The organism is Aestuariivivens sp. NBU2969, assembly GCF_019931125.1.
In the GTDB taxonomy this organism is placed as follows: domain Bacteria; phylum Bacteroidota; class Bacteroidia; order Flavobacteriales; family Flavobacteriaceae; genus Aestuariivivens; species Aestuariivivens marinum.
In genome coordinates this window covers 20,281-44,281 of sequence record NZ_JAIOUU010000012.1, presented here as the reverse complement: position 1 = coordinate 44,281, position 24,001 = coordinate 20,281, and the positions used below count along the sequence as shown (strand labels likewise).

Annotated in this window: 19 protein-coding genes; 8 read left to right on the top strand and 11 right to left on the bottom strand. The window is 34.1% G+C overall.

Going from position 1 to position 24,001, the window contains the following annotated elements; translation table 11 throughout:
- Positions 1-19 precede the first annotated feature (19 nt).
- Positions 20-1,300, top strand: coding sequence for a DUF5690 family protein (locus K7G79_RS09880; RefSeq protein WP_223551416.1), 1,281 nt, complete (start codon positions 20-22; stop codon positions 1,298-1,300).
- Between the two features lie 103 nt (positions 1,301-1,403).
- A complete protein-coding gene (gene tsaB / locus K7G79_RS09875) occupies positions 1,404-2,078 on the top strand; it encodes a tRNA (adenosine(37)-N6)-threonylcarbamoyltransferase complex dimerization subunit type 1 TsaB (RefSeq protein WP_223551415.1) in 675 nt (224 codons plus the stop codon).
- Positions 2,079-2,111: 33 nt separating this feature from the next.
- Here the strand turns inward: tsaB and K7G79_RS09870 are convergent, their stop codons facing one another.
- The 4 genes from K7G79_RS09870 to K7G79_RS09855 all read right to left on the bottom strand — a co-directional run bounded on the left by K7G79_RS09870 (position 2,112) and on the right by K7G79_RS09855 (position 6,402).
- Entirely contained in the window at positions 2,112-2,933 is an 822-nt protein-coding gene (locus K7G79_RS09870; protein WP_223551414.1) for a mechanosensitive ion channel family protein, read from the bottom strand.
- An 18-nt stretch (positions 2,934-2,951) separates the two neighbouring features.
- Complete coding sequence (locus K7G79_RS09865; protein WP_223551413.1) at positions 2,952-3,305, bottom strand: DUF1304 domain-containing protein; 354 nt, start codon at positions 3,303-3,305, stop codon at positions 2,952-2,954.
- Positions 3,302-5,338 carry a thioredoxin domain-containing protein gene (locus K7G79_RS09860; RefSeq protein WP_223551412.1) on the bottom strand — a complete coding sequence of 679 codons (2,037 nt, stop codon included), beginning with the start codon at positions 5,336-5,338 and terminating at the stop codon, positions 3,302-3,304. The genes K7G79_RS09865 and K7G79_RS09860 overlap by 4 nt, the downstream gene beginning before the upstream one ends.
- Positions 5,339-5,496: 158 nt before the next feature.
- Positions 5,497-6,402, bottom strand: coding sequence for a NifU family protein (locus K7G79_RS09855; RefSeq protein WP_223551411.1), 906 nt, complete (start codon positions 6,400-6,402; stop codon positions 5,497-5,499).
- A 189-nt stretch (positions 6,403-6,591) separates the two neighbouring features.
- Between K7G79_RS09855 and K7G79_RS14755 the strand changes: the two genes are divergently transcribed.
- Positions 6,592-10,551, top strand: coding sequence for a T9SS type B sorting domain-containing protein (locus K7G79_RS14755; RefSeq protein ID WP_304504277.1), 3,960 nt, complete (start codon positions 6,592-6,594; stop codon positions 10,549-10,551).
- 83 nt (positions 10,552-10,634) lie between these two features.
- Positions 10,635-11,636: a type IX secretion system membrane protein PorP/SprF gene (locus tag K7G79_RS09840; RefSeq protein WP_223551410.1), complete on the top strand. Its 1,002-nt coding sequence runs from the start codon at positions 10,635-10,637 to the stop codon at positions 11,634-11,636.
- 149 nt (positions 11,637-11,785) lie between these two features.
- On the opposite strand, the gene K7G79_RS09835 is transcribed toward K7G79_RS09840, so the two are convergent.
- The gene (locus K7G79_RS09835; RefSeq protein WP_223551409.1) at positions 11,786-12,502 is read right to left on the bottom strand and encodes an SIMPL domain-containing protein; all 717 of its coding nucleotides are present in this window, start codon (positions 12,500-12,502) and stop codon (positions 11,786-11,788) included.
- A gap of 167 nt (positions 12,503-12,669) precedes the next feature.
- On the opposite strand from K7G79_RS09835, the gene K7G79_RS09830 reads away from it, so the two are divergent.
- The 4 genes from K7G79_RS09830 to K7G79_RS09815 all read left to right on the top strand — a co-directional run bounded on the left by K7G79_RS09830 (position 12,670) and on the right by K7G79_RS09815 (position 17,066).
- Entirely contained in the window at positions 12,670-14,883 is a 2,214-nt protein-coding gene (locus K7G79_RS09830) for a histidine kinase (RefSeq protein WP_223551408.1), read from the top strand.
- A gap of 266 nt (positions 14,884-15,149) precedes the next feature.
- Positions 15,150-15,485, top strand: coding sequence for a GIY-YIG nuclease family protein (locus K7G79_RS09825; RefSeq protein ID WP_223551407.1), 336 nt, complete (start codon positions 15,150-15,152; stop codon positions 15,483-15,485).
- Positions 15,486-15,622: 137 nt separating this feature from the next.
- Positions 15,623-16,357 carry a LytTR family DNA-binding domain-containing protein gene (locus K7G79_RS09820; protein WP_223551406.1) on the top strand — a complete coding sequence of 245 codons (735 nt, stop codon included), beginning with the start codon at positions 15,623-15,625 and terminating at the stop codon, positions 16,355-16,357.
- 190 nt (positions 16,358-16,547) lie between these two features.
- Positions 16,548-17,066 (top strand): gamma carbonic anhydrase family protein, encoded by a 519-nt coding sequence (locus K7G79_RS09815; protein ID WP_223551405.1) that lies wholly within the window; start codon positions 16,548-16,550, stop codon positions 17,064-17,066.
- Positions 17,067-17,077: 11 nt separating this feature from the next.
- Here K7G79_RS09815 and murI read toward each other — a convergent pair whose 3' ends face one another.
- The 6 genes from murI to K7G79_RS09785 form a co-directional block, all read right to left on the bottom strand.
- Positions 17,078-17,857: a glutamate racemase gene (gene murI, locus K7G79_RS09810; protein ID WP_223551404.1), complete on the bottom strand. Its 780-nt coding sequence runs from the start codon at positions 17,855-17,857 to the stop codon at positions 17,078-17,080.
- Between the two features lie 218 nt (positions 17,858-18,075).
- Complete coding sequence (locus K7G79_RS09805) at positions 18,076-18,582, bottom strand: OmpH family outer membrane protein (protein ID WP_223551403.1); 507 nt, start codon at positions 18,580-18,582, stop codon at positions 18,076-18,078.
- Positions 18,583-18,615: 33 nt separating this feature from the next.
- Positions 18,616-19,644 (bottom strand): OmpH family outer membrane protein, encoded by a 1,029-nt coding sequence (locus K7G79_RS09800; protein ID WP_223551402.1) that lies wholly within the window; start codon positions 19,642-19,644, stop codon positions 18,616-18,618.
- 243 nt (positions 19,645-19,887) lie between these two features.
- Positions 19,888-22,536 (bottom strand): outer membrane protein assembly factor, encoded by a 2,649-nt coding sequence (locus K7G79_RS09795; protein ID WP_223551401.1) that lies wholly within the window; start codon positions 22,534-22,536, stop codon positions 19,888-19,890.
- Positions 22,469-23,209, bottom strand: coding sequence for an isoprenyl transferase (locus tag K7G79_RS09790; protein ID WP_223551400.1), 741 nt, complete (start codon positions 23,207-23,209; stop codon positions 22,469-22,471). Before K7G79_RS09790 ends, K7G79_RS09795 begins: the two co-directional genes overlap by 68 nt.
- Positions 23,210-23,899, bottom strand: a complete 690-nt coding sequence (locus tag K7G79_RS09785; RefSeq protein ID WP_223551399.1) for a DUF6089 family protein — start codon at positions 23,897-23,899, stop codon at positions 23,210-23,212.
- Positions 23,900-24,001 lie beyond the last annotated feature (102 nt).

Genomic DNA, 24,001 nt, shown 5'->3' with positions numbered 1-24,001 from the left:
TAAAAAGATATATTAAATTATGAAGATTAATGATAAACTAAAGTTCTTATTACATGCATCTATAGCCTCTTTTGGTGCGTACTTCTGTATGTATGCATTTAGAAAACCTTTTACAGTAGCCACCTATGAGGGTTTGGAAGTTTTCAATATAGATTATAAGATACTAATAATTATCTTCCAAGTAATAGGTTATACCATTTCAAAGTTTTTGGGGATTAAGATTATAGCCGAAATGAAATCAGCCAAGCGTTTAATGTTGTTGATTGGTTTTATTCTTTTTGCTGAACTGGCTCTTTTAGGATTTGCTTTAGTACCTCCGCCATATAATGTGGTATTTATGTTTTTAAATGGAATGCCGTTGGGCATGATTTGGGGTATTGTATTTTCTTATTTAGAAGGTAGAAAGGCCACAGAGGTACTTGGGGTTATTTTATGTGCCAGTTTTATAGTATCCTCAGGGGTAGTAAAATCTATAGGTAAATTTACTATGGATATGTTCGGTGTAAGTGAATTTTGGATGCCTTTTGTTACCGGTCTGCTTTTTATAATACCCTTAGTATTTTTTGGATACCTTTTAGAGCGTTTGCCGGAGCCTAGTGAAGCAGATAAAGAAAGTAGGAGTGCAAGAAAGCCATTGAATAGATCGGAACGATTAGCATTGTATAAAACGTTTGCCTTTCCATTAACCCTTATAGTCGTCTTTTATGTTTTTATTACGGCAGCACGGGATTTCAGGGATAATTTTGCACGAGAAATATGGGATGTACTTGGCTATGAGGATAGTGTAGGTATTTACTCTTATTCTGAAATACCTATTGCTGTTTTAGTTTTGGTGATCCTTGGTTTAATAGGGACCGTTTCTAAAAACTATAAAGCGTTTTTGTTATATCATTTAACTTTGTTTTTAGGCGGAGTTTTACTTGTTGTATCAACTTTTTTATTTCATATAAAAGTGATTAACCCTATAGTTTGGATGGTTATTTCTGGGTTTAGCATGTACATTTGCTATATTCCTTTTCAAGGGTTGTTTTTCGATAGAATGATAGCCACCTTTAAAATTAATGGAAATGTGGGTTTTTTAATATATATAGCCGATGCCTTTGGATATTTAGGTAGTGTACTTGTGCTATTGTATAAAAATTTTGGAAAAGGTGATATTTCATATTTGTTGTTTTTTGAGGTTATGGCTTACTTAATTGCTGTTTTGGCGATAACAATAGCTATTTTATCATACCTGTTCTTTAGGATGAAACATAAAAAATCAAACTTTCCAATAACTAGTCCAGTAATTGGTTCGTAAGGATTGTTGTATCTTTTGATGTTATTTAAAATGTTTACATTTGGTTTTGCTTTTAAGGCAAAAGTTTTGGATTTTTACATGGGCAAATTTTTAACTCATTAATGTGGCTTATATTTTAAGTATCGAAACAGCGACAACCAATTGTTCCGTGTCTCTTTCCAAGAATGGTAAAGTAATTATTTTAAAAGAAGATTACGATAAAAACTATTCGCATGCTGAACGTTTACATGTTTATATTGAAGACGTTTTAAAGCAAGCTAAAATATCCCAAAATGATTTAAGTGCCATTGCTGTAAGTAAAGGACCTGGCTCCTACACAGGTTTGCGTATTGGTGTTTCAGCTGCCAAAGGGTTGAGTTATGCTTTGGGGATCTCATTAATTTCTATTTCTACTCTAGAGGCTTTAGCACATCAAGTTAAGATTGATAGGGGAGTAATAGTTTCCATGTTGGATGCTCGAAGAAAAGAAGTATATGCAGCTGTTTTTGATGCAAATTATAATCAAGTCCGTAAAACCCAAGCCGATATTTTAGATGAATCTGCTTTTATTGATTATTTGGAAAGAGGAATAGTTCATTTTATTGGTAATGGTGTGGAAAAAACCAAAACCATTATCAATCATACTAATGCCGTGTTTGTTGAAAATAAATTACCTTCAGCCAACGAAATGGGAAACCTGGCATATATTAAATACAAGAAAGGAGACCTTGAAGATGTAGCTTATTTTGAGCCTTATTATTTAAAGGATTTTGTAGCGTTAACACCTAGTAAAAAATAAAAAATTGCTCTAAAAGTTAAAAGATACAATATTTTAGCCTTTTTTCTGTATCTCCACTTGATGCGGATATGGAATTTCAATTCCAGCGGCATCAAGTGCTTCTTTGGTGTTTTCAGTAACGTCAAAATACACGTTCCAATAGTTTTCGGTCTTGCACCAGGGTCTTACGGCAAAGTTTACCGAACTATCGGCAAGTTCTAATACGGTAACAGCGGGAGCAGGTTCTTTTAGCACGTTTGGGTGAGATGTTAGTACATTCATAAGCACCTCTTTACTCTGCTTTATATCGGCATCATAACTTACCCCAAAAACCAAATCTACACGACGTGTCCCCTCAGTCGTGTAGTTAACAATATTACCATTGGATAAAGCACCATTAGGGATGATAATTTCTTTATTGGAAAGCCCCGTAAGTTTAGTAGTGAAAATTTCAATTTCTTTAACCATGCCAATTTCACCTTGAGCTTCTATTAGGTCGCCAATTTTAAAGGGTTTGAATATCATTATCAATACGCCGCCAGCGAAATTCCCTAATGAACCTTGTAAAGCCATACCAATAGCCAAACCAGCTGCTGCTAAAATAGCAGCAAAAGATGTTGTAGGCATACCTAGCGTTCCTAATAGTGTAATAATGAGTAGTATTTTTAATCCCCAATAGACTAGGTTTAACAAAAACTTTTGCAGGCTTTCTTCATAATTACTTTTAGCCATTACTTTTTTGGTGCCTTTTAATAATTTTTTTATAATCCAGGATCCTACAACCCAAATAACAATTGCGGCTACGACTTTTAGCCCGTAGTCTATAGCTAGTTTAATCCATTCTTCAGTATCTATATTGATATTCTTTAAATCCATGATTTTGTATTTATTATTTTAAATTATAGTAATTATAAGGGTAATGATTGCAGGCATTCCCTGAACATAAAATAGTTTTAATTTCTTTGTTGAGTAAGCTCCATAAATACCAGCAATGGTTACGCAAACTAAAAAGAAAATCGCTGTTTTATTATCTTTTTCGATGATGGAAAATAAAAGCCCAGCAGCTAAAAAGCCGTTGTACAATCCTTGATTTGCAGCCAGAATTTTAGTGTTCTTGGCAAAGGTTTCAGACTTTAAACCAAATGTTTTTATCCCCTTGGGTTTGGTCCAAAGAAACATTTCCAAAACCATAAAATAGATATGTTCAAAAGCAACTAAGGCAATCAAAAAAATGGTTAGTGTTCTCATTTTTCAATTAAATTAATAGCCTCTTTTGTTTCGGTAACAGGCAATTTACAAGCTTTTTTAACACATACATATATGTAAGTGTCGTCTGGAGTAAACCTGTTTTCCAATAAAGGCATGTTACTATCTTTTGTGCTTCCTGCAATTAATTTGTTGGGTATATAGGCTTTATTTAGTTCTGTGATTTTTTCCTTAGCTTCTTTACCAACAATAGCTACTTCATAAAATGGATTGGTGTAATTAAGCATTAAGTCGAACCAATTTGAAAATCCTGAGGGGTATTCGTGCATTTCAAGAGTCACATTATTTAACATAGTTGTGGCAGTAATACTGTAATGCTCATTGTCGAAATAGTGAGCTAGCTTAAACAAGTTTTTCGCCATGATAGAGTTGCTTCCTGGAATAACGTTGTCGCGATAATCTATACTTCTTGAAACTAATGAAGCATCAGTATCTGAAGTAAAAAAGAACATGTTACTTTTGTCGTCAAAGAAATGATCGAAAGCATAATTGGCTAAATCTCTTGAAGTGTTTAGCCACTTTTGCTCTAAGGTAGCTTCATACAGAGCTATAAATGCATCGATTACCGATGCATAATCTTCTAGATAACCATTAATAGTACTTTTGCCGTCTTTATAACTATGGTTCAACCCACCATCTTCCCGTAGCATTGTACTCAAAATAAAGTTAGCATTTTTCTTGGCAGAAGCTAGATAATTGGCATTTCCAAGTACGCGATAGGCATCAATATACCCTTTTGTCATTAAGGCATTCCAGGAGGTTAGGGTTTTGTCGTCCAGTCTCGGTTTAGGTCTTGTATTGCGTTTTTTCGTTAAGATAGTTTTCCAGTTAATTTTCTTTTCATTTAATGCTTCTAGATCAAGATTGTGCTTTTTGATAATGTTTTCGTCAGAATCCTTTCTTATAAGCACATAATTTTCATGTTCCCAAAGTCCAAAATTGTTAATGTTATAATAGTCTGAAAACAGTTCAAAATCTTCTTTTAAAAGTGCTTTAAGATCTTCTTTTTTCCATACATAAAAAGCGCCTTCTTCCAATTTACCCTCAGGAGTATTACTATCGGCATCCAACGACGAGTAAAAAGCACCTTCATTATTAGTCATTTCTTCTTTTACATAGTCTAAGGTTTCTGTAATGACATCTTTATATAAGTCATTTTTGGTCAACAGATAGGCATCGGCAAATAAACTAACTAACTGCGCATTGTCATATAACATTTTTTCAAAATGAGGCACATGCCATTTGGTGTCTACAGAATATCTTGAAAATCCCCCGCCAACATGGTCAAAAACACCACCATAAGCTATTTTGGTAAGTGTAAGGTTTACGAAATCCATAATATTACTGTCATTATTTTGATAGGCATATCTAAGCAGGAAATGATAATTGTTAGGCATCATAAATTTAGGGGCACGATTAAGTCCTCCAAAATTATGGTCGAACTGTTTGTACCAGTGAGCTACAGCGTCATCTATATATTGTTTTTCAAAAACAGGTTCGGAGACATTTAATTGAACAACATCCAAAGATTTAATGCCTTCCTCAAGTTTATCGGCATATTCGTATAACTTCTCCGGTTTTTCTTCATAAAGCTTAGAAATTTGCTCTAAAGCATTTATCCATTGTTCTTTCTTAAAATAAGTGCCTCCCCAAACAGGTCTGCCATCTGGCAAAGCGACAGCATTTAAGGGCCATCCACCGCTACCTGTCATAAGTTGTACGGCATTCATATAGACCTGGTCTACATCTGGCCGTTCTTCACGATCTACTTTTATATTCACAAAATTTTTGTTCATCACTTGTGCAACCAAACTATCCTCAAAGCTTTCATGCTCCATAACATGGCACCAATGACAAGCAGCATAACCAATACTAATGAGCAATAACTTGTTTTCAGATTTAGCTTTGTCTAGTGTTTGCTCATTCCAAGGATGCCAATTTACAGGGTTGTGGGCGTGTTGTAAAAGATACGGACTCGTTTCGTTTATAAGAGCATTGGTGAATTTATGTTCCATAGTATTTTGGTTCTTTCCTTTACAGCTTATTAATGTAATTAATAAAAGCGGAACTAAATAGAATATCTGCTTCATAAGGATTTTTAAGGTCTAAATATAAGATATAAAATGCGTTCAAGAAATTGAACGCTAATGATTTGTGGTTTAAAAAGGGCAATTTAACCATTGATAGCTTCCACAGTGTTCACTTTTCCAGGAAGCATTTGTTGTAACATATTTTCTATGCCATTTTTTAAAGTAAAAGTGGATGAAGGGCAACCGCTACAAGCCCCTTGTAACATAACGCTCACGTTTTTGTTTTCAGCATCGTAGCCAATGAATTGAATATTACCGCCATCACTTGCAACAGCCGGTTTTACATATTCTTCAAGAATGTTGATGATTTCTTTAGAAGTATCGTCAAGGGCATCAAATTGATGGTCTAGTTGTTCTGTAGATTGTTTAAATTTCTCAGTTGCTTCTGGCAATACAATATTCTTTCCGTCTTCAATAAAGCTTTTAATAAACTCTCGGAGTTCAAGGGTAATATCTTGCCATTCTGCCATGTCATATTTAGTAATGGATATATAGTTTTCTTCAATAAAAACACTTTTTACAAAAGGAAAATGAAATAAAGCAGTTGCTAAAGGTGATAATTTAGCTTCATCTATTGAAGTAAATTCATAAAGTGAGGTTGCTATTTTTTTATTTACCACAAACTTCATGACCGAAGGGTTTGGTGTGCTTTCCGCGTATACCGTTACAGGTATTTTTTTTGGTGAACTGGAAGCATCTTCAATTACTAAGCCTCCATCGTTTAGATAGGCTTCAATTTGCTCGGCCACTTCATCTTGTACATCTTCCCATTCTACAATATTATAACGCTCCACAGCAATAAAATTTCCTGAGATATATACTTTTTTTATAAATGGCAAATAAAATAACTGCTGTGCTAAGGGAGATGGTTTGGCTTCATCTATGTTATTAAATTCAAAGCTTTGATGTTTGGTTATGAATTGATTTACTTCAAATTTTATAATATTGTCGTTGCTTGTTTTCTGTATGGAAACCTTGAAAGTATTCATTTTGGCTATTTTTTTCAAAAATACTAAAAGAAACTTAGAGCGATGCTTAAAGTTTTGCACTTTACTACAAAATTAATGAGGATTTTATTAGGGTATTATTTTTTTTTACGTATAAAACTTAAAAGAGATTGTTTATTAGTAAACTTTTATACTAATGTTATAAAATAAAAGTTTTGTCTTTTGAATAGAATGAAAAAGAACATATATATACTGTTGGTAATTGGATTGTTTTACTTTAAAAGTAATGCGCAAATTATAAGTGTAAATGACCAAGCAGATATAGAATCAGGATTTTCTTTGAGCGAACTTGTGGAACAAGTTCTAATGCCTAGTGATTGTTTTACTGTTGACACTTTTTCTTCTCAAGTAAAAGGGACACCATCTCAACTAACTACAAAGAGTTATGGGTATTTTAAAAAGCCTTTGTCAAGTGATTTTCCTTTCGAAAATGGTATTATTATTACAAACGGAAGAGCTCACGAAGCGGGGAATGTTTTTAATAATGCTCCTGGGGCATACCCTTCTAATGATAATGGCCTTCCGGGTGATGCAGATTTAGAAAATGCATTGAGGCAAGGAAGTACTTTTGATGCAACCTATGTTAAGTTTAATTTTACACCATTAATTAATACCGTAAGCTTCCGGTTTTTAATGGCTTCCGAAGAGTACGATGGTTCTACAGAGTGCGTATATGCAGATAGTTTTGCTTTTTTGTTAAGGGAAGTGGGTACAACCCAATACAGGAATTTGGCTGTATTGCCTAGTGGTCAAGCGGTTAGTGTTACTAATATTAATGGTTCCAGGGAATGTAGTTCTAATACTGATTTGTTTGAAGGATATAATTTACCTGACACGAACTATGGCGGTAGAACAAAGGTATTAACTGCTAAAGCTAATGTGGAGCCTGATAAAACTTACGAAATTAAAATTGTAGTTGCAGACCAAGGAGATGCTATTTGGGATTCGGCCATTTTTTTAGAAGCAGGAAGTTTTAATATTGGAGGGAATTTAGGCCCAGATCGAACTGTTAGAAGCGGAAATCCCGTTTGTAGTGGAACCCCTTTTAGTTTGGATGTAACATTAAACATACCTGGAACAACATATAAGTGGTTTAAAAATGGTGTTGAAATTTTAGGAGAAACAAATTCCATATACAATGTTACAGAAGATGGGATTTATGGAGTAGAAATAGATATTGCAAGAAAAAACTGTGTTATATCAGATGATATTAGAATTGAGTTTGCTCAAAGCCCAATAGTATTTGAGCCTCCAAAAAATATGGTATTATGTAATACCGATGAGGATTTGATAGGCGTTTTTGATTTCAATGAGAATAAGAACATAGTGTTGGGTCCTCAACGGGAAGCAGACTTTATAATGAGTTTTCACCTAAGTGAAGAGGATGCTAGAAGTAATGACAATCCTATTACATCACCAGAAGCATATACCAATACACAAGAAAAAGAAACTATTTGGATTAGGATCGCAGAAAGAACACAAACATGTTTTGAAGTAGTGAGTTTCAATATTTCAGTAATTAAAGAAACCATTGCCAATACACCTTTGGATTACGACCTTTGTGATGATGTGGAAAGTGGTTCTAATAGTGATGGATTGGCCCTTTTCGATTTATCTACAAAAGTAGATGAAATATTAGGAGATCAACCTTCATTAGATTATGAGGTAAGGTTTTACCAATCACAGGATGATGCTAGTATTGGATTGGTGAATACCCAGATTGGTTCATTAATACAAAATATGGCCAATCCCCAAACTGTATATGCGAGGGTAGAAAATAAAGTTAATCCAACTTGTTTTGGTGTCACAGCATTTAATTTAGTGGTCAATTCCCTTCCAGTAATTAATTCTAATGTCTCTTTAATACAATGTGATGATGACAACGATGGATTTACTATTTTTAATTTAACCGAAGCGAACACTTTAGTTTCTTCTAATTCAATTAATGAAACGTTTACCTATTATGAAAGTGAAGCTGGAGCAAAAGATGCATTAGCTATTGACCAAATTACTAATGTTTTAGATTATTCAAATAAAAGTATATTAAATGATAAGGTTTATGTAAGAGTAGAAAACTCAAACGGATGTTATCGAATTGCAACAGTAGATTTATTGGTAAGCGCAACCCAAATACCTAAAGCGTTTAATTTAACATTTCAAGCATGCGATGATAAAACTTTAGATAATGATAGCTCCAATGGTATAACTACTTTTAATTTTAGCGAAGCACAGGACAAGATAAAAAGTTTATTTCCAAATAACGGACAAGAGCTTACCATATCCTATTATACAAGTGAGATAGATGCATTATCTGAAATCAATGCTATTGCAGACATTGGTAATCATAGAAATGAAACTTCGCCCATAGTTCAACAAATATATGTAAGAGTAGACAGCAATATAACTAATTCGTGCCTTGGCTTGGGAAGCCATATCACTTTAATTGTAAAACCAATACCATTACAAAAAGAAATAAGTGACTATGTTTTGTGTGGCAATGACGATTTCAGTAATTTTAATTTAACCACAAAAAATACAGAAATAATTGGGTCTCAAACGACACCTATTTTAATTAGCTACCATGTTACCAAACAGGATGCTTTGGATAACATTCCAATTACAAATGATTCTAATTATTTAAATACTAGTAACCCTCAAACTATATATGTTCGTGCTCAATTTGATGAAAACGGTAATGGAGTCAGTGATATTAATGAGTGCTTTAACATTGATATGAGTTTTAATCTAATAGTAAACAAAAATCCTATCATATTCGAACCAGAATCTATTAAAAAATGTAGTGATGATGTTACAGCCGAATATGATTTGACAATTAGGGAAGAACAGATTACGGGTGGGGATGGTTCAATTGAATTAGCATATTTTGAAACGCTCCTTGACTTAGAAAATAATAATCCTATAACTAAACCTAAAAACTATCTAAATACAGTTTTAGATAAAGATATAATAGTATTGGCAACGGGATCAAATAGGTGCTCCTCAACTGTAAATTTGTCGTTAAAAACAATTCTTTATGGTAATTTAAATAGTTCGCCACTACCTATTGAAGCTTGTGAAATCAATAAGGCTGATACAGCTCTATTCGATCTAACCATAAGGGAAGACGAAATTTTAAATGGTTTGAATGCTTCCGACTATATTTTCACCTATTATATAAATGAATTAGATGCTTTAGCAAGGAATAATAGCATAATAGAAGACCCGAATAATTTTGAAAATAATATACCTACTCTCCAGACTATTTATGCCAATGTGAAATTTGCCTCAAATGAATGTTTTATAGTAGTTCCAATTAAGTTAGTAGTTAATCATTTGCCAAAAATTAGAATAGAAGAAGAGTATGTTATTTGTCTGAATAATAATAATGAAGTTTTAGACCCTGTAAATACACCTTTTTTAAGTATTCCTCCAATAGACACCCAATTGGATATTACAGAGTATACGTTTCAATGGTTCAATGCTACAGTATCTGAAGCCATGTTAGACCCTATAGGAACTGTAATTAGTGGAGCGACGAGTTCTTACTATACACCTACTAAACCTGGGCATTATACAGTGTTGGTAACCAATAGAACTACAGGCTGTGATAATATGGTTGGTACTGAAGTTGTGGGTTCGTATCCGCCTGAGACTATTTCAATAGAATTATTAACACAAACGTTTTCAAAGAATAATTCAATAGAAGTTATGGTCGTAGGTTTAGGAGAGTATGAGTTTAGATTAAATGATGGTTTATGGCAATCTTCAAATGTATTTGAACGAATAGCGGGAGGTGAACACACTATATATGTTCGTGATTTGTTAAATTGCAATGAAATTTCTGAAATTAAGATTATTATTGATTATCCTAAATTTTTTACCCCCAATGGAGATGGATTTAATGACACATGGAATATTAAAGGAATTGCAGACTATCCAAACTCAGAAATTTATATATTTGACCGCTATGGAAAATTATTAAAACAATTAAACCCTAACGGGATTGGATGGGATGGTACTTTTAATGGAGATAAACAACCAAGTGATGATTATTGGTTTACTGTCAAGTACTATGAACCATTAGACAACATTCAAAAAGTGTTTAGGGCCCATTTTACATTAAAAAGATAAATTCAGAAAATGAAATTAGTATTCTTCTCTTTTATAGAATAGTTTTTTATGCTGATAATATCTGAGATAATAAAAACACATTCATGAAAATAATAAAAATAATTTTTATACTGATAGTAGTTTTTTTTACAAAAATTGCTTTGTCTCAAGAAGGCTTGCCTGTATATACTGATTATTTGACCGATAACTATTACCTCATCCATCCTTCTATGGCCGGAGTGGCCAACTGTTCCAAAGTAAGGCTCACTGCTAGGCAACAATGGTTTGGTCATGAGGATGCACCCAAACTGTTGACGTTAAGCTTGAATGGTAGAGTAGGTGATTCTCCATCGGCTTTTGGAGGGATTCTGTATACCGATAAAAATGGTTACCATTCACAAACTGGGGCCTATGCAACTTATGCCCATCATATTATGTTTTCTAGGAATGAGATAGACTTAAATATGTTGTCTTTTGGTTTGAGTGTTGGTTTTATACAATATAAATTAGATGAAACTACGTTTCCTTTTGATGGGCCAGACCCAATTATTTCTGGAACCGTAGAAAGTGAGACCAACTTGAATATCGATTTTGGATTTTCGTATCATTTTTTAGATTTTTACGCCCATGCTACGGTTAAGAATATACTAAAGAATTCAGGTGTCAATAGGGATATTGAGATTACCAGTAATTTAAGACGTTATTTGTTATCTGTTGGTGGCGTTTTGGGTAAACTGGACAGTGAATGGAGCTACGAGCCATCTATTATGTTCCAGTATAGGGATGCTACCCAAGAAGCCTCCATAGATATCAATGGCAAGGTATACAAGCAAATGGAGTTTGGGAAGATTTGGGGTGGTCTTTCCTATAGGAATAGTTTTGATGGGGCAGAATACTTAGATGGAGGAAGTGTTAACAGTCAACGGTTACAGCAATTAACCCCCATTTTGGGAGCAAATGTCAATCAATTTATGTTCGCTTATAACTACACATACCAAAGTAATTCGTTGGTGTTTACCAATGGCGGTTTTCATCAAATTACCTTGGGTTATAATTTTAACTGTAAGAGGGAACGCTTTGATTGTAATTGTCCTGCGGTAAATTAGGCTAACTCCTTTTTATATTCGATTGATTTCTTTTCCTTAAACTTAATGTACTGTTTTTAATCAAAAAGTATTTCATACTTCAAATTACTCAGAGTTGGATTCAGTTTCGTCGAATGAACAGAAGAAGAGGAAGCTTTTTTAAGACCTTATTAGTTAATAATAAACCTAGCTAGTACTGAGGCGTTAACTGCAATGTTCTTAAAGTTTAGATTTTGTATTTTTTCTTCAAATGTTCTTGAACCATAAAGACTACTTGCGCCCCGTATTACTATACCATTTGCGTAACCATTTAAAGTGCTTAAATTGGCTGAGTTTTGCTCTTGGATGAAAATGGCTTTTCCAATAGTTTGGTTAATAGCACTGGCATAATCGATAGCTTTTTCTTTTGCAACTTTTAAGGCTTTAAGTTTAATTTCCTTTGTTATATTTTCAATATCTGTATGACTAACTTTTGTAATCGATAGGTTTGAAATGTTTAGGTTGTCCAATGCTAAATAAAACTTTCCCAAAGTCTTGCCATCATGAACAATTAACTCATAGCGTTTGGTTTTTGTAACCTCATTTTCGCCTAGAAATTTTCTTTTGAAATACCCATCAAAGTTTAATATGGAAAAGTCTTTTTCTAAATCAATCTCTAATGATTTCAATATGGCAATCATTCTATTTTCCTGTTCTTCAACACTTAATCGTCCTTTTGAGTTGTTTTCACTTAAAACAATGTTTAGATAAATTTCATTTGGTGTAATTTCGGTTTCAATAGTTCCTGTAACTTCAATATAGGGAAGGTCTATAAAGTTTTTTGTGCCATTTTGTGCATGAGTGCAAGTAGTTATAAAGATTGCCAACAAAAGTGATTTAATTTTCATAGGATTAATGTTTATCGATTAATGGATTAAATCTAAAATCAAACTTTTCAATAAAAAATTTACAATGAGCGAATGGCATACTTCATTATGTAAAACAACGACTAGAATTAGGGAAGCATCTATATTTAATTAAAAATCATTGTTTTTCATTTAAAGAGCATTTTATTATGCCAGATAAAGTGCGTAAGTTTAGCTATATAAAAGTTATTATGGAACGCGTCAAAAACATTGTCCTGTTGTTTTGTTTGGTCTTAAGTGTTGTTGCAGCAACAGCTCAAGATAGAGGGGGCATAGGTGATAACTCAAGATTTATGGTAAGAGGTTCTGTAATAGAAAGCGATACCCGTAACCCTATTCCAAATGTAAATATTGAAGTTAACGGAGGTGTTTACACTTATACAAATAGTTTTGGTGAATTTAGGATTGAAGTGCGTATAGGTGATGAATTGACCATAAGTCATACCGATTTTCAAACTATTTATTATACCATACGGAGCAACGAACGTATTGAAGTACAGGTGGAGCCTAATAATGATGATAGAGAATATATTAGGAGCAAAAAGAAATTGAAAAAGGAAACTTCCTTTAAATCTTTGGTGGATTCTGCTGAAGCCTATCTAAAAATTGATGCCCAAAAAAGCATTCAGTTTATTACTGATGCTTTGAAGGTAAGTAGTTCTGTAAAAGAAAATAGTGAGATATATGAAGTTTTAGGCGACATCAATATGCATTGGAAACAATACGATTTGGCCATTTATAATTACAGGATTAGTCTTCAAAGTGTAACGTCCAATGAAACAAATTTGAAGTTGGCTAAGGCCTACATGTTAAACAAAAATTATCAGGAAAGTTTACAGATATATAAGGCTATTAATAAAAAGGAATTGTCTAATTGGCATTTGGTATCCTTGTATGAAGGTTTAGGTAATGTTTATTTTTTAATTAAAGATTTTGATGCTTCTGTTAATGCTTATAAAACAGGCTTGGAGATAGCAGAAGAACATGGGATTAAACCTAAGACAACCGATTTAAATTCAAAATTAGCAGAGGTATACAGTGCTAAAGGAGAACCCGAAAAGGCCAGAGACTACTTTAATCAATCGCTAAAATTGGCTAATACGGTCAATAAGAAGCGGGCGGTTGAAGAAAAATTAAAAGTGGCCGATTTTGAAAACGATATCAATGAATTTTCAAGTGAAATCTCATTGCGCAAAGAAGCCTTAAATGAGATTAATGAAATAGAAAAAGACTCTGTTTTTAATAATGAAAGTGCACTAACTCCCCAAAAGCAAAACTATAAAATAGGGAATGCCTATGCTCTTCAGGGTAATTACGATAAAGCTATACCTTATCTGGAAAAAAGTATCGAGGAAGCTCATGATAAAGCCGATTTAATTGTAAAAAAGGATGCTACAAGAAAACTTTCAGAAGTATATAAAAGTGCAGGTGATTATGATAAGGCATTGACAAAATATCAGGAATATGTAGATTTAGTAGATCAAGTTTATATAAAAAGGGAGCAAGAAATATCGCAAGCCGAACGTATTCGCCGAGACCTTACCGCAAAACAAAACCGTATTTTAAGTTTGGAAAGCGGACGTGCTCTTTCCGAAAGTAAATATCAGCTATCCATAGAGCAGTCCAAGCGTCAAACACTTATTATCTATTCACTTATTGGAGGTTTGCTGTTATTATTGTTAACGGCTTTTTTAATGTATAAGTATATAAGGCAACAACGGTTAGCAAATAATTTATTGGCACTAAAAAGTTTGCGTAGCCAGATGAATCCGCATTTCATTTTCAATGCCTTAAACTCGGTAAACAGTTTTATTGCTTCAAACGACGAACGCACGGCCAACAAATATTTAAGTGATTTCTCCCTATTAATGCGTGCTGTTTTGGAGAACAGTGATGAAGATTTCATTCCGCTGGGGAAAGAGATTGAATTGCTTAAACTGTACACCCAATTGGAACATTTTAGATTTAAGGATAAGTTTGATTATATCATAAACGTTGATGAATATGTTAATATTGATGATTTTGTAATTCCTCCAATGTTGTTGCAGCCTTATATAGAAAATGCGGTTTGGCACGGCCTTAGGTATAAAAAAGAAAAGGGGCACTTAGCTATTTCAATAACACAAACCAAGGATGATGAAATAACCATAACAATTACCGATGATGGTATTGGTAGGAGAAAATCAAAAGCCTTAAAAACAAAAAACCAGCAGAGGCAAAACTCAAAAGGTATGGACAACATTAAAAAAAGGGTCGCTATTTTAAATACCATGTATAAAGACAAGGTTAATGTTTTTGTTAGCGATTTACAATATGCGGATGATACAGGCACAAAAGTAACAGTAACACTTAAAAGGGATTAAAAAGTTGGCAGTATGCAGTTGCAGTAACCAGTTCATGTGTGTTAGAATGAGCAGTAAAGCCAAATCAATATGTTTTGTCATGCTGAGCTTGTCGAAGCATAAACTGGCGCGAGTTAAGGAAAGTTCATCCTCGACAGGCTCGGACTGACAGTTCAACTAGGAATAGGCAATGAAGAGGAAAATTTCAAATTAGCCCATGAATGAGTAAAAGGACAAATTAAGGGACTATGTCATGCTGAGCTTGTCGAAGCATAATCAATAATAGTATGAAGTTTTATTATGTATACATATTGATCTGTTCAGACAATACCTATTATACTGGTATGACAAATGATTTGGAACGAAGACTTAATCAACATCACCAAGGATACAAAATAGATGGTTATACATTTTCAAGACGTCCAGTTGAACTTAAATGGTATTTGCAATGTACCAATCCGAGTGAAGCAATTGAAATTGAAAAACAAATCAAAGGATGGTCCCATAAAAAGAAGGAGGCATTGATTAATGAAAACTGGAATGACTTGGTTGAATTTTCAAAAAATTATTCAGAATATGGGCATCCAGATCATAGAGATAAGTCCTCGACAGGCTCGGACTGACAAAGTAACAATTGTTTTGGCATTACACACAGTATGGAATTTGATGTTACCATAAAAACCGTTAAACCCAAATGAAAATATATTGTCATGCTGAGCTTGTCTAAACATATTAAAGAATTAATCGTAAAATCAAAAGTATGAAACTAAACGCCATTATCGTAGAAGATGAAGAGACCAGTAGGGAGATTCTAAAGAATTACCTTAAAAAATACTGCCCTAGCATTATGGTTTTGGGTGAAGCTGTCAATATAGATGATGCCCTAGTTTTAATACGTAACAACGATTTAGATTTGGTCTTTCTGGATGTGGAAATGCCCTATGGCAATGCCTTCGATTTATTGGAAAAAGTTGGTGATATTAACTTCGAAACCATATTTGTAACGGCTTATAACCATTATGCTATAGAAGCCCTAAATGCCCATGCCTCTTATTACTTAATGAAACCTATTTCTATTGATGAGCTCATTAAGGCCGTAGATTATGTTACAGAGATTAAGAGGAAAGAAGAGGCTCTGCAAAATCAGGTTTTGGTTCCAAAAACAAGTGCCGTAAATGGTAAGATTACCATTCCGCAATTAGATGGGTTTGAAGTCATAGATACTTCAACTATTTTATATTGTAAAGCCGATGATAATTATACCGAAATCTATTTAAAAAATAATAAAAAGAAACTGGTAAGTAAGACACTTAAATATTTTGAAGAAGCCTTAGTAAATGCTAGTTTTGCACGTGTACATAAATCGTATTTGGTAAACGTAAACGAAGTGGTAAAATACCAAAAAGGAAAAGGAGGAAGTGTCGTGTTAAGTAACGGAAAGGAACTTATGGTGTCGGCTTCCAGAAAATCGGAGTTGCTGGCTTATTTTAAATAACCCTTTTGTCATTCCCGCGAAGGCGGGAATCTCAATAAGTATAATCTAGTTTTAATCGAAAAGAATTCCCTGTATGCTTGCATCGGGGTTTCCGCTGAAATTATCATTCCCGTGAAATCGAAGATTCATGAATTCATGAATATGAAATAAGAATCAATGAATAAAACGGGAATCTAAAATAACCGAGTTTATGCCAATAATAAAAGCAGTAAAAGGAAGGTCACCCCAAATACCAAGTGACTGTTATATTGCCGAAAATGCAACCATAGTGGGAGATGTAGTTATGGGAAACCAGTGTAGTGTATGGTTTAATGCCGTAATTCGAGGTGATGTGCATTATATAAAAATGGGTAATAAGGTTAACGTTCAAGATGGGGCAGTAATACATGCCACTTATCAAAAATCACCAACCAATATAGGTGATAATGTGTCCATTGGGCATAATGCCATTGTACATGGTTGTACCATACATGACAATGTGTTGGTGGGTATGGGCAGTATTATTATGGACGATTGTGTGGTAGAGAGCAAAAGCATTATTGCGGCAGGAGCTGTTGTTACACAAAATACGCGGGTCGAAGCAGGAAGCATTTATGCAGGTGTACCGGCCAAAAAAGTAAAGGATATAAGCGAGGAGCTTATTTCGGGTGAAATCAATCGAATTGCCAATAACTATATTAAATATTCTGGGTGGTTTAAGGAAAAGTGAATGTTCTGAAATTAAAAACTTAAATATTTAATAGAGATGTTTTTACCTAAAACGGATTGCATTACTTCTGGATTACCATTTGTAAAAAACTGAATTTGTGCTTTGTTTTTTTGTGGGTTAATCAATTGATTTTTTTCCAATACAGCTTTGGTTTGCCGTGCCACAGCTTCACCTGAATCTATAATTTTTACATGATGAGGCAGTAAATCGTTAAGAATAGGGATTAAATATGGGTAATGGGTGCAACCTAAAACCAAATAATCAATATTGGCTTCAAGCATGGGCTTTAAATATAGGTTTAAAAGGGCCCTCATGTCATCTGAATATAGTTTCCCTGTTTCAATAAGTTCCACAATGCCATCACCAACCTGTTCTACCACTTTAATATTGCTGGCAAACAAGGTAGAGGTCTTAGAAAATAAAGAACTGCTTAATGTCCCTTTGGTAGCTAATATGCCTATTGCTTGATTTTTAGTTTGAAGCGCTGCAGGTTTTATGGCAGGTTCTATACCTATAAAAGGAACGTTATAGTTTTGCCTTAGGTAATCTATGGCATTAGTGGTGGCTGTATTACAGGCTACCACAATAAGTTTGCAGTTTCTTTCTAAAAGGAATTCGGTGTTTTTTATACTTAAATCAATGATGGTCTGTTTGCCTTTTATGCCATAAGGGGCGTTGGCACTATCGGCTAGATAAATAGTGTTTTCATGTGGTAAAAGGGTATGTATCTCTTTCCAGATAGATGTGCCGCCAACACCAGAGTCGAAAATACCAATAGGTTGTTTGTTCATTTAACTTAAATTCCTATAAAATTAACTATTTCTTTTGTCATTCAGAAGGAGGCCAAAGGTTGACTGAAGGATCTATTATACTACAATAAGAGATTCTTCACTGCGTTCAGAATGACAAATCCAAGTTAAAGAAAAAGCTGCTAATTACTTTGAATAACCTCAGTAAACAGCAGCTTTTTTGTTATTTGGAAAGATTCCTGCGTAGGCAGGAATGACAATTAAATACCTAATTCTTTCTTAACGTCGTCCAATAGGTTTTTGCCATCAGACATAATAACGATATTTTGTGAAGAATCCAAAACATAATCGAAGCCTTGGGCCCTTGCGACTTTTAAAATAGCCGTTCTGGCTTTTTCAGTTATTGGCTTTAATAAGTCAATTTCTTTCTTCTGCATATCTTGTTGTGCATCGGCTTGAAACTGTTGGATGCGTTGTTGCTTTTCCTGTAGTTCTAAACCTCTTTTTTGGTTCTCTTCATCAGTTTTTGTAGCTGCTTCGGCTTCATATTGCTTTACTGTATTTTGGTACTCGGTAATGGAAGCTTGCATATCAGCCTGATAGGTTTTTCCTAAAGACTCCAATTCAGATTGAGCCGCTTTCATTTCTGGCATCGCGTTAATCAATTCAGCAGTATTTATATGAGCAACTTTACTCTGGGCTTGTGAAAAACTAACCGTTCCTATACATAATGCCGCTGCCAATAAAATAGTTTTTAAATGTTTCATTGTTTTAAATAGTATTAAATGTGTTATAAATTGTTAATTGTTGTTTAGAGAGTCCTTGGCCTTTTGTCGTTCTTCAATAGCTTTTTGGCGCTCTTCTAATATTTTCTTTTTACGTTCTTCTAGTTCCTTTTTACGTTTTTCCCTATCTGCTAATTTTTTTTGTCGGTTCTCTTCAATGAGTTGCTCCCTGGTTTTAGGAGTTTCTACAGTTATTGAATCCTTAGTGGTTTGAATGCTACTTTTTTCAGTTGCACTTTTTCCATCGTCATTGGTGTTTTCGTCCCTCGATTGTAACTTATCCTCCCTTGCTTTGGCACGTTCGTCTAAAATTTGTTGTCTGCGCTCTTCAGCAGCTTTCTTTTTAGCTTCTCTGTTTGCTAAAATCTCTTGTCTTCGTTTTTCAATGGCACTTTCCCGTTCTGTTTTTTTCTCCTCTAAGGCTCGTTCGCGTTCTTCGAGTTCATAATTTATTTCTGGAACCAACTCTTCTTCCTCGGCAGCTTTACGCTCCGCTTTTGATGAAACTTGTCTGCGTTTGGACGATCGTGTTATAGTTCTTAATATTTGATCGCTTAAATCGTAGGCCTTATTGGAGTACAACATCACCACATCTGCCGACTTATCAAAAATAAAATCATACTTTTTACCAGCTGCTACATCTTGTACTGCGGCGAAAATTTGATCTTGTATGGGTTGCATCAATTGTTTTTTCTGAATAAACAGGTCACCATTAGGGCCAAATCGCTTTTGCTGATAATCCAAGATCTCCTTTTCTTCATAATACAAATCCTCTTCACGTTCATCGATAAGCTCCTTGGTCAATAAGGCTTTTTCATTACTCAGTGCGGTACGCTTTTGATCCAATTCACTTAAACGTCCATCAATTTCAGTTTTCCATTTTTGAGCCTTATTTTCCAATTGCGTTGTAGCTTCTTGATATTCTGGTACATTTTCCAAAATATACTCTGTGTCTATATATCCAATTCTTACACCTCTTTGCGCTTGAACAGAAAAACAGGACAAGAATACGAATGTCAATAAAAAAAGAACCTTATGTTTCATCTTGATTAATTTCATTAATTTTTAATAGTTGGATACCATTCGCAAAATAAAAATTTTAGATTGCTCATTTCAAAATTAACGAATTTTAATCTTAAAAATTTCATCTGTTTATATTTCATTGTTTTTTATTGGTCAGATGTAATTCACCAATAATCATTTCGGTTGGTATAAACTTCTTGTTATAGCTCATTTCTTATCAATACATAGATGTTAGAAAATATCGTGCCAAAATTAAATACCTAATTAAAATTGTTGTCCAATAATAAAGTGGGTTTCCCACCCATGCTTTGTGCCAGTATCTCCAGGAATGGTATCGAAACCATGCCCAAAGTCTATTCCTAACAGCCCAAAAGCAGGCATAAAAATACGCACGCCCAAACCAGCAGAACGCTTAATATTAAATGGATTGTAATCCCTAAAACTGTTATAGGAAGCACCACCTTCTATAAACGTAAGCCCATAAATTTTTGCTGATGCTCCAAGCGTAATGGGGTAGCGCAATTCCAACGAAAATTTATTGTAAATGGTGCCACCATCTTGATTGGATAACGATTGGTTAGGATAACCTCGTAAAGCAATAGTTTCCCGGCCATCTAGGCTATAACCTCCTAAGCCATCACCACCTAGGAAATAACGTTCAAATGGAATAACTCCTCTATCATTATTATAGGCTCCTAGAAAACCAAACTCTATACTTGGCTTTAAAACTAGGTTTTTCACAAGTTGTGTATACCAATCACCCTTAAAGCTAATCTTATAAAATTCTAACCAATTGTAGCGTTCCTGGTCTATTTCACCAATTCTATTTGAAGCATCTGTTCTGTCAGCATTTGAACTATTTGGATTGGATAAAATTTCTTGCTTTTCATCGCGTTCACTTTTTAAGGCTGCATAATCTACATTGTTAAATAATGAATAAGGAATAGATAGTTTGGCAGTAACTGCAAAACTAGATCCTCCCGTAGGAAAAATAGGATCTATACGTGTATTGTTTCTACTTAAACCAACAGTGTAGGACAAGTTCTTTGAACTACCGTTACCAAACGTAAAAAGTCCTGTATTGTAATTTTGTAAATCGTAGTGTTGAAAACTAATAGCTTGTGATAAGGTAAAATAATCATCTGGCACCGATAAACGCTTTGCTAGTCCAAGTGTAACTCCCGTAATATTAAACCGTCGGGATTTATCAGCCTTTCTTGTTATGAAGTCGTATAAAAACTGTTTGGTATGGGAAATGGACGCCGAAAACTGTACAGGACGTTTACCGCCTAACCATGGCTCTGAAAATGAAAAACTATAGGTTTGGTAAAAACGACTGGCTTGCAAACGTAATGCTAATTTCTGGCCATCTCCCATAGGTATGGGTTTGTAGGCCTTTTTGTTGAAAATATCTTTTATGGCAAAATTGTTAAACGAAAGCCCTAAAGTACCAATAAAGCCACCGCCTCCATAGCCGCCTTGAAGCTCAATTTGGCTGGATCCAGCTTCTTTTACCTTGTATTCAATATCTACCGTACCTTCATTAGGATTAGGGTTTTGTATGTCTGGAGTTAATTCCTGAGCGTCGAAAAAACCTAACTGTCCCAGTTCCCTTATGGTACGTACTACATTGGCTTTACTATAAAGTTGTCCTGGGCGTGTGCGTAGTTCACGGTATATAACATGGTCGTTGGTTTTATCGTTGCCAGAAACACTAATGTTGTTAAAATAAGCCGGTTTGCCTTCTATGATTCTAATTTCAAGATCAATAACATTATTGTCGGCACTTACTTCAACAGGGTTAACATCTGAAAACAAATAACCATTGTTTTGGTATTGATTTTTAATATCAATTGCATCCGGTTTAGAGGGATCTTCAATTCTTTTTTCCAATAACACGCCATTGTATGTATCTCCCTTTTTTATACGTAAGATTCTGTTTAAAAATTGGTCGCTGTAAACCGTATTACCAATAAATTTAATATCTCCAAAGGTATATAGGTTACCTTCGTTAACATCGATCTTTAATGATATGGTTTTATCGTTATTTATAATTAGGCTGTCAGATATAATACGGGCATCCCTGTAACCATTTTCTTTATATTTATCTATAACATGACCTAGATCGGCTTGGTAGGCAGAATCGACATATTTTGAGCGTTTAAGGATACGAAGCCTATTTATTTTTTTTGTGCTCTTCATAGCCTTTCTAAGCTTTTTGTTATTTAAAACCGTATTGCCATTAAACACAATATCCTTAATTTTAACCTTCTCGCCTTTATCGATATTAAGGACCATGTTTACCCGAGGGGTTTTAATGGAGTCTTTAACCTCTATGGTGTTAATGTGTACTTTAGTGTTTAAAAAGCCTTCCTTTTTGTACTTGGTCTCTAAAAAGTTTTCGGTAGTTTTAATAAGGTTTTCAGTAACCTTAACACCTTTGTTTAATTTATTGTCTTTAATAATACCTTCTATTTTTCCTTTTTTTACACCATTAACTTTAATCTCATTAAGTTGAGGTAAATCGGACAATCTGATTTCCAAGTAAACGGTATCCCCTTCAAAAACACGGTAAATTTCAATATCACTAAACAATTTAGAGTCCCATAACTTTTTAATTGCAAAAGCAATATCTTCTCCAGGAACACTTATTTCCTTACCTTCCCTTAATCGGGAATATGAAATTATGGTTTGATCGCTAAAGGTTGTGTTTCCAGAAACTGTAATGCCTCCAATAGTATATTTTTTACTGTTCGATATATTTTGAGCTTGTAGGCAATTGAAGCTGGCAATGAAAACTAAAACTATTGCACAGGCTTTTTTATAAGCAGATAGGTATAGACTCTTAGCTGAGTTGTTCACTTGTTTTCCCAAATCGTCGTTCTCTTTTTTGATATTCAATAATCGATTCATACAAATGTTGCTTTGTAAAATCTGGCCAAAGTGTATTGGTAAAGTACAATTCGGCGTATGCAATTTGCCATAGTAAAAAGTTACTTATACGTTTTTCTCCACTGGTCCTGATAAGTAAATCTACGTCTGGTAAATTTTGCGTGTAAAGATGCTCATTTATAATTGATTCATCAATTTTTTCGGGCGAAATTATATTATTTTTAACTTTAATGCTAATTTCTTTAACTGTGTTTATCAATTCTTCCCTAGAACCGTAGCTTAGCGCTAGGGTTAATATCATACGATTATTGTTTTTTGTGGCTTCAATAACCTCAAGCAGTTCTTTATGAACCTTAGTTGGTAAAGTTGTTAAGTTGCCTATTGCAGAAAGTTGTATGTCATTGTCTTGAAGAGTTTTAATCTCTTTTTTTAACGAAGTAACCAAAAGCTTCATTAAGGTTTGTACCTCTAGTTTGGGCCTGTTCCAGTTTTCTGTAGAAAATGCGTAAAGTGTTAAGTTTTTTATACCCAATTCAGCCGAAGCTTCAACAGCTCGTTTAACAGCCTTAGCGCCATTTTCGTGGCCAAAAGTACGCAACATGCCTTTTTGTTTGGCCCACCTGCCATTGCCATCCATAATAATAGCTATATGTTTGGGTAGTGTTTTACTTTTTATGTCTTCAATTACATCCATTTAATTTTCTGGGCAATAACAAGGGTTTAGTCCAAAAGTATAGGTTAGTGTGATACCTGAAAACACATACCAATCGTAGTTGTTTATATTTCCAAATCTATATTGTTGCAAATTTTCATCATTGGGTACACTGCCATCCAATCCATCTGAAAAGGTATATCTAGCACCTACTTCTACACTTAAAATAAAATTATCTAGAAACGTTGTTTTTAAGCCTAGGGCCATTGGAATACCAAAGGTCCAGTTACTAGTATTTTCTTGAGTTTGAACGCCATTCAAAAAATAATAGTCGTCGTGATGGGCAACACTAATACCTCCATATAAATAAGGTGTTGTCAATTTTTTTCCGGTATGCAGATCGAAATCAAAAAAAGTAAATTCCATTCCTAAAGAAAGTTCTATGATTTCATTAGTAAATTCATAGCCTCTTTGTATTCGCCTTAGATCGTCTGAATTTGTGTCGACGCCTTCTAATTCTGTAAAAATTAATGATGCACGCCACGAGTGTCTAGGGCTTCTATTCCATTTATAAACGCCGCCAAAAGCAAGTTGATTTGGGGCTATATAATTTGTAGCACCAACATCACCAATAAAATTACTACCTCCCAAAAAAAGTCCAACTTCATGAATTTGGGAATGAGATAAATGGATACTTAAAATGCTTAATATCAATATGGTTAAATGCCTCATATATATACAAAAGTTTGCAAATATAATAAATAAGATGGGCCCATAATAATTTGAACCCATTAGTCTTGTTTAAAACTACAAATGCCCAAAAATATTGTTTAG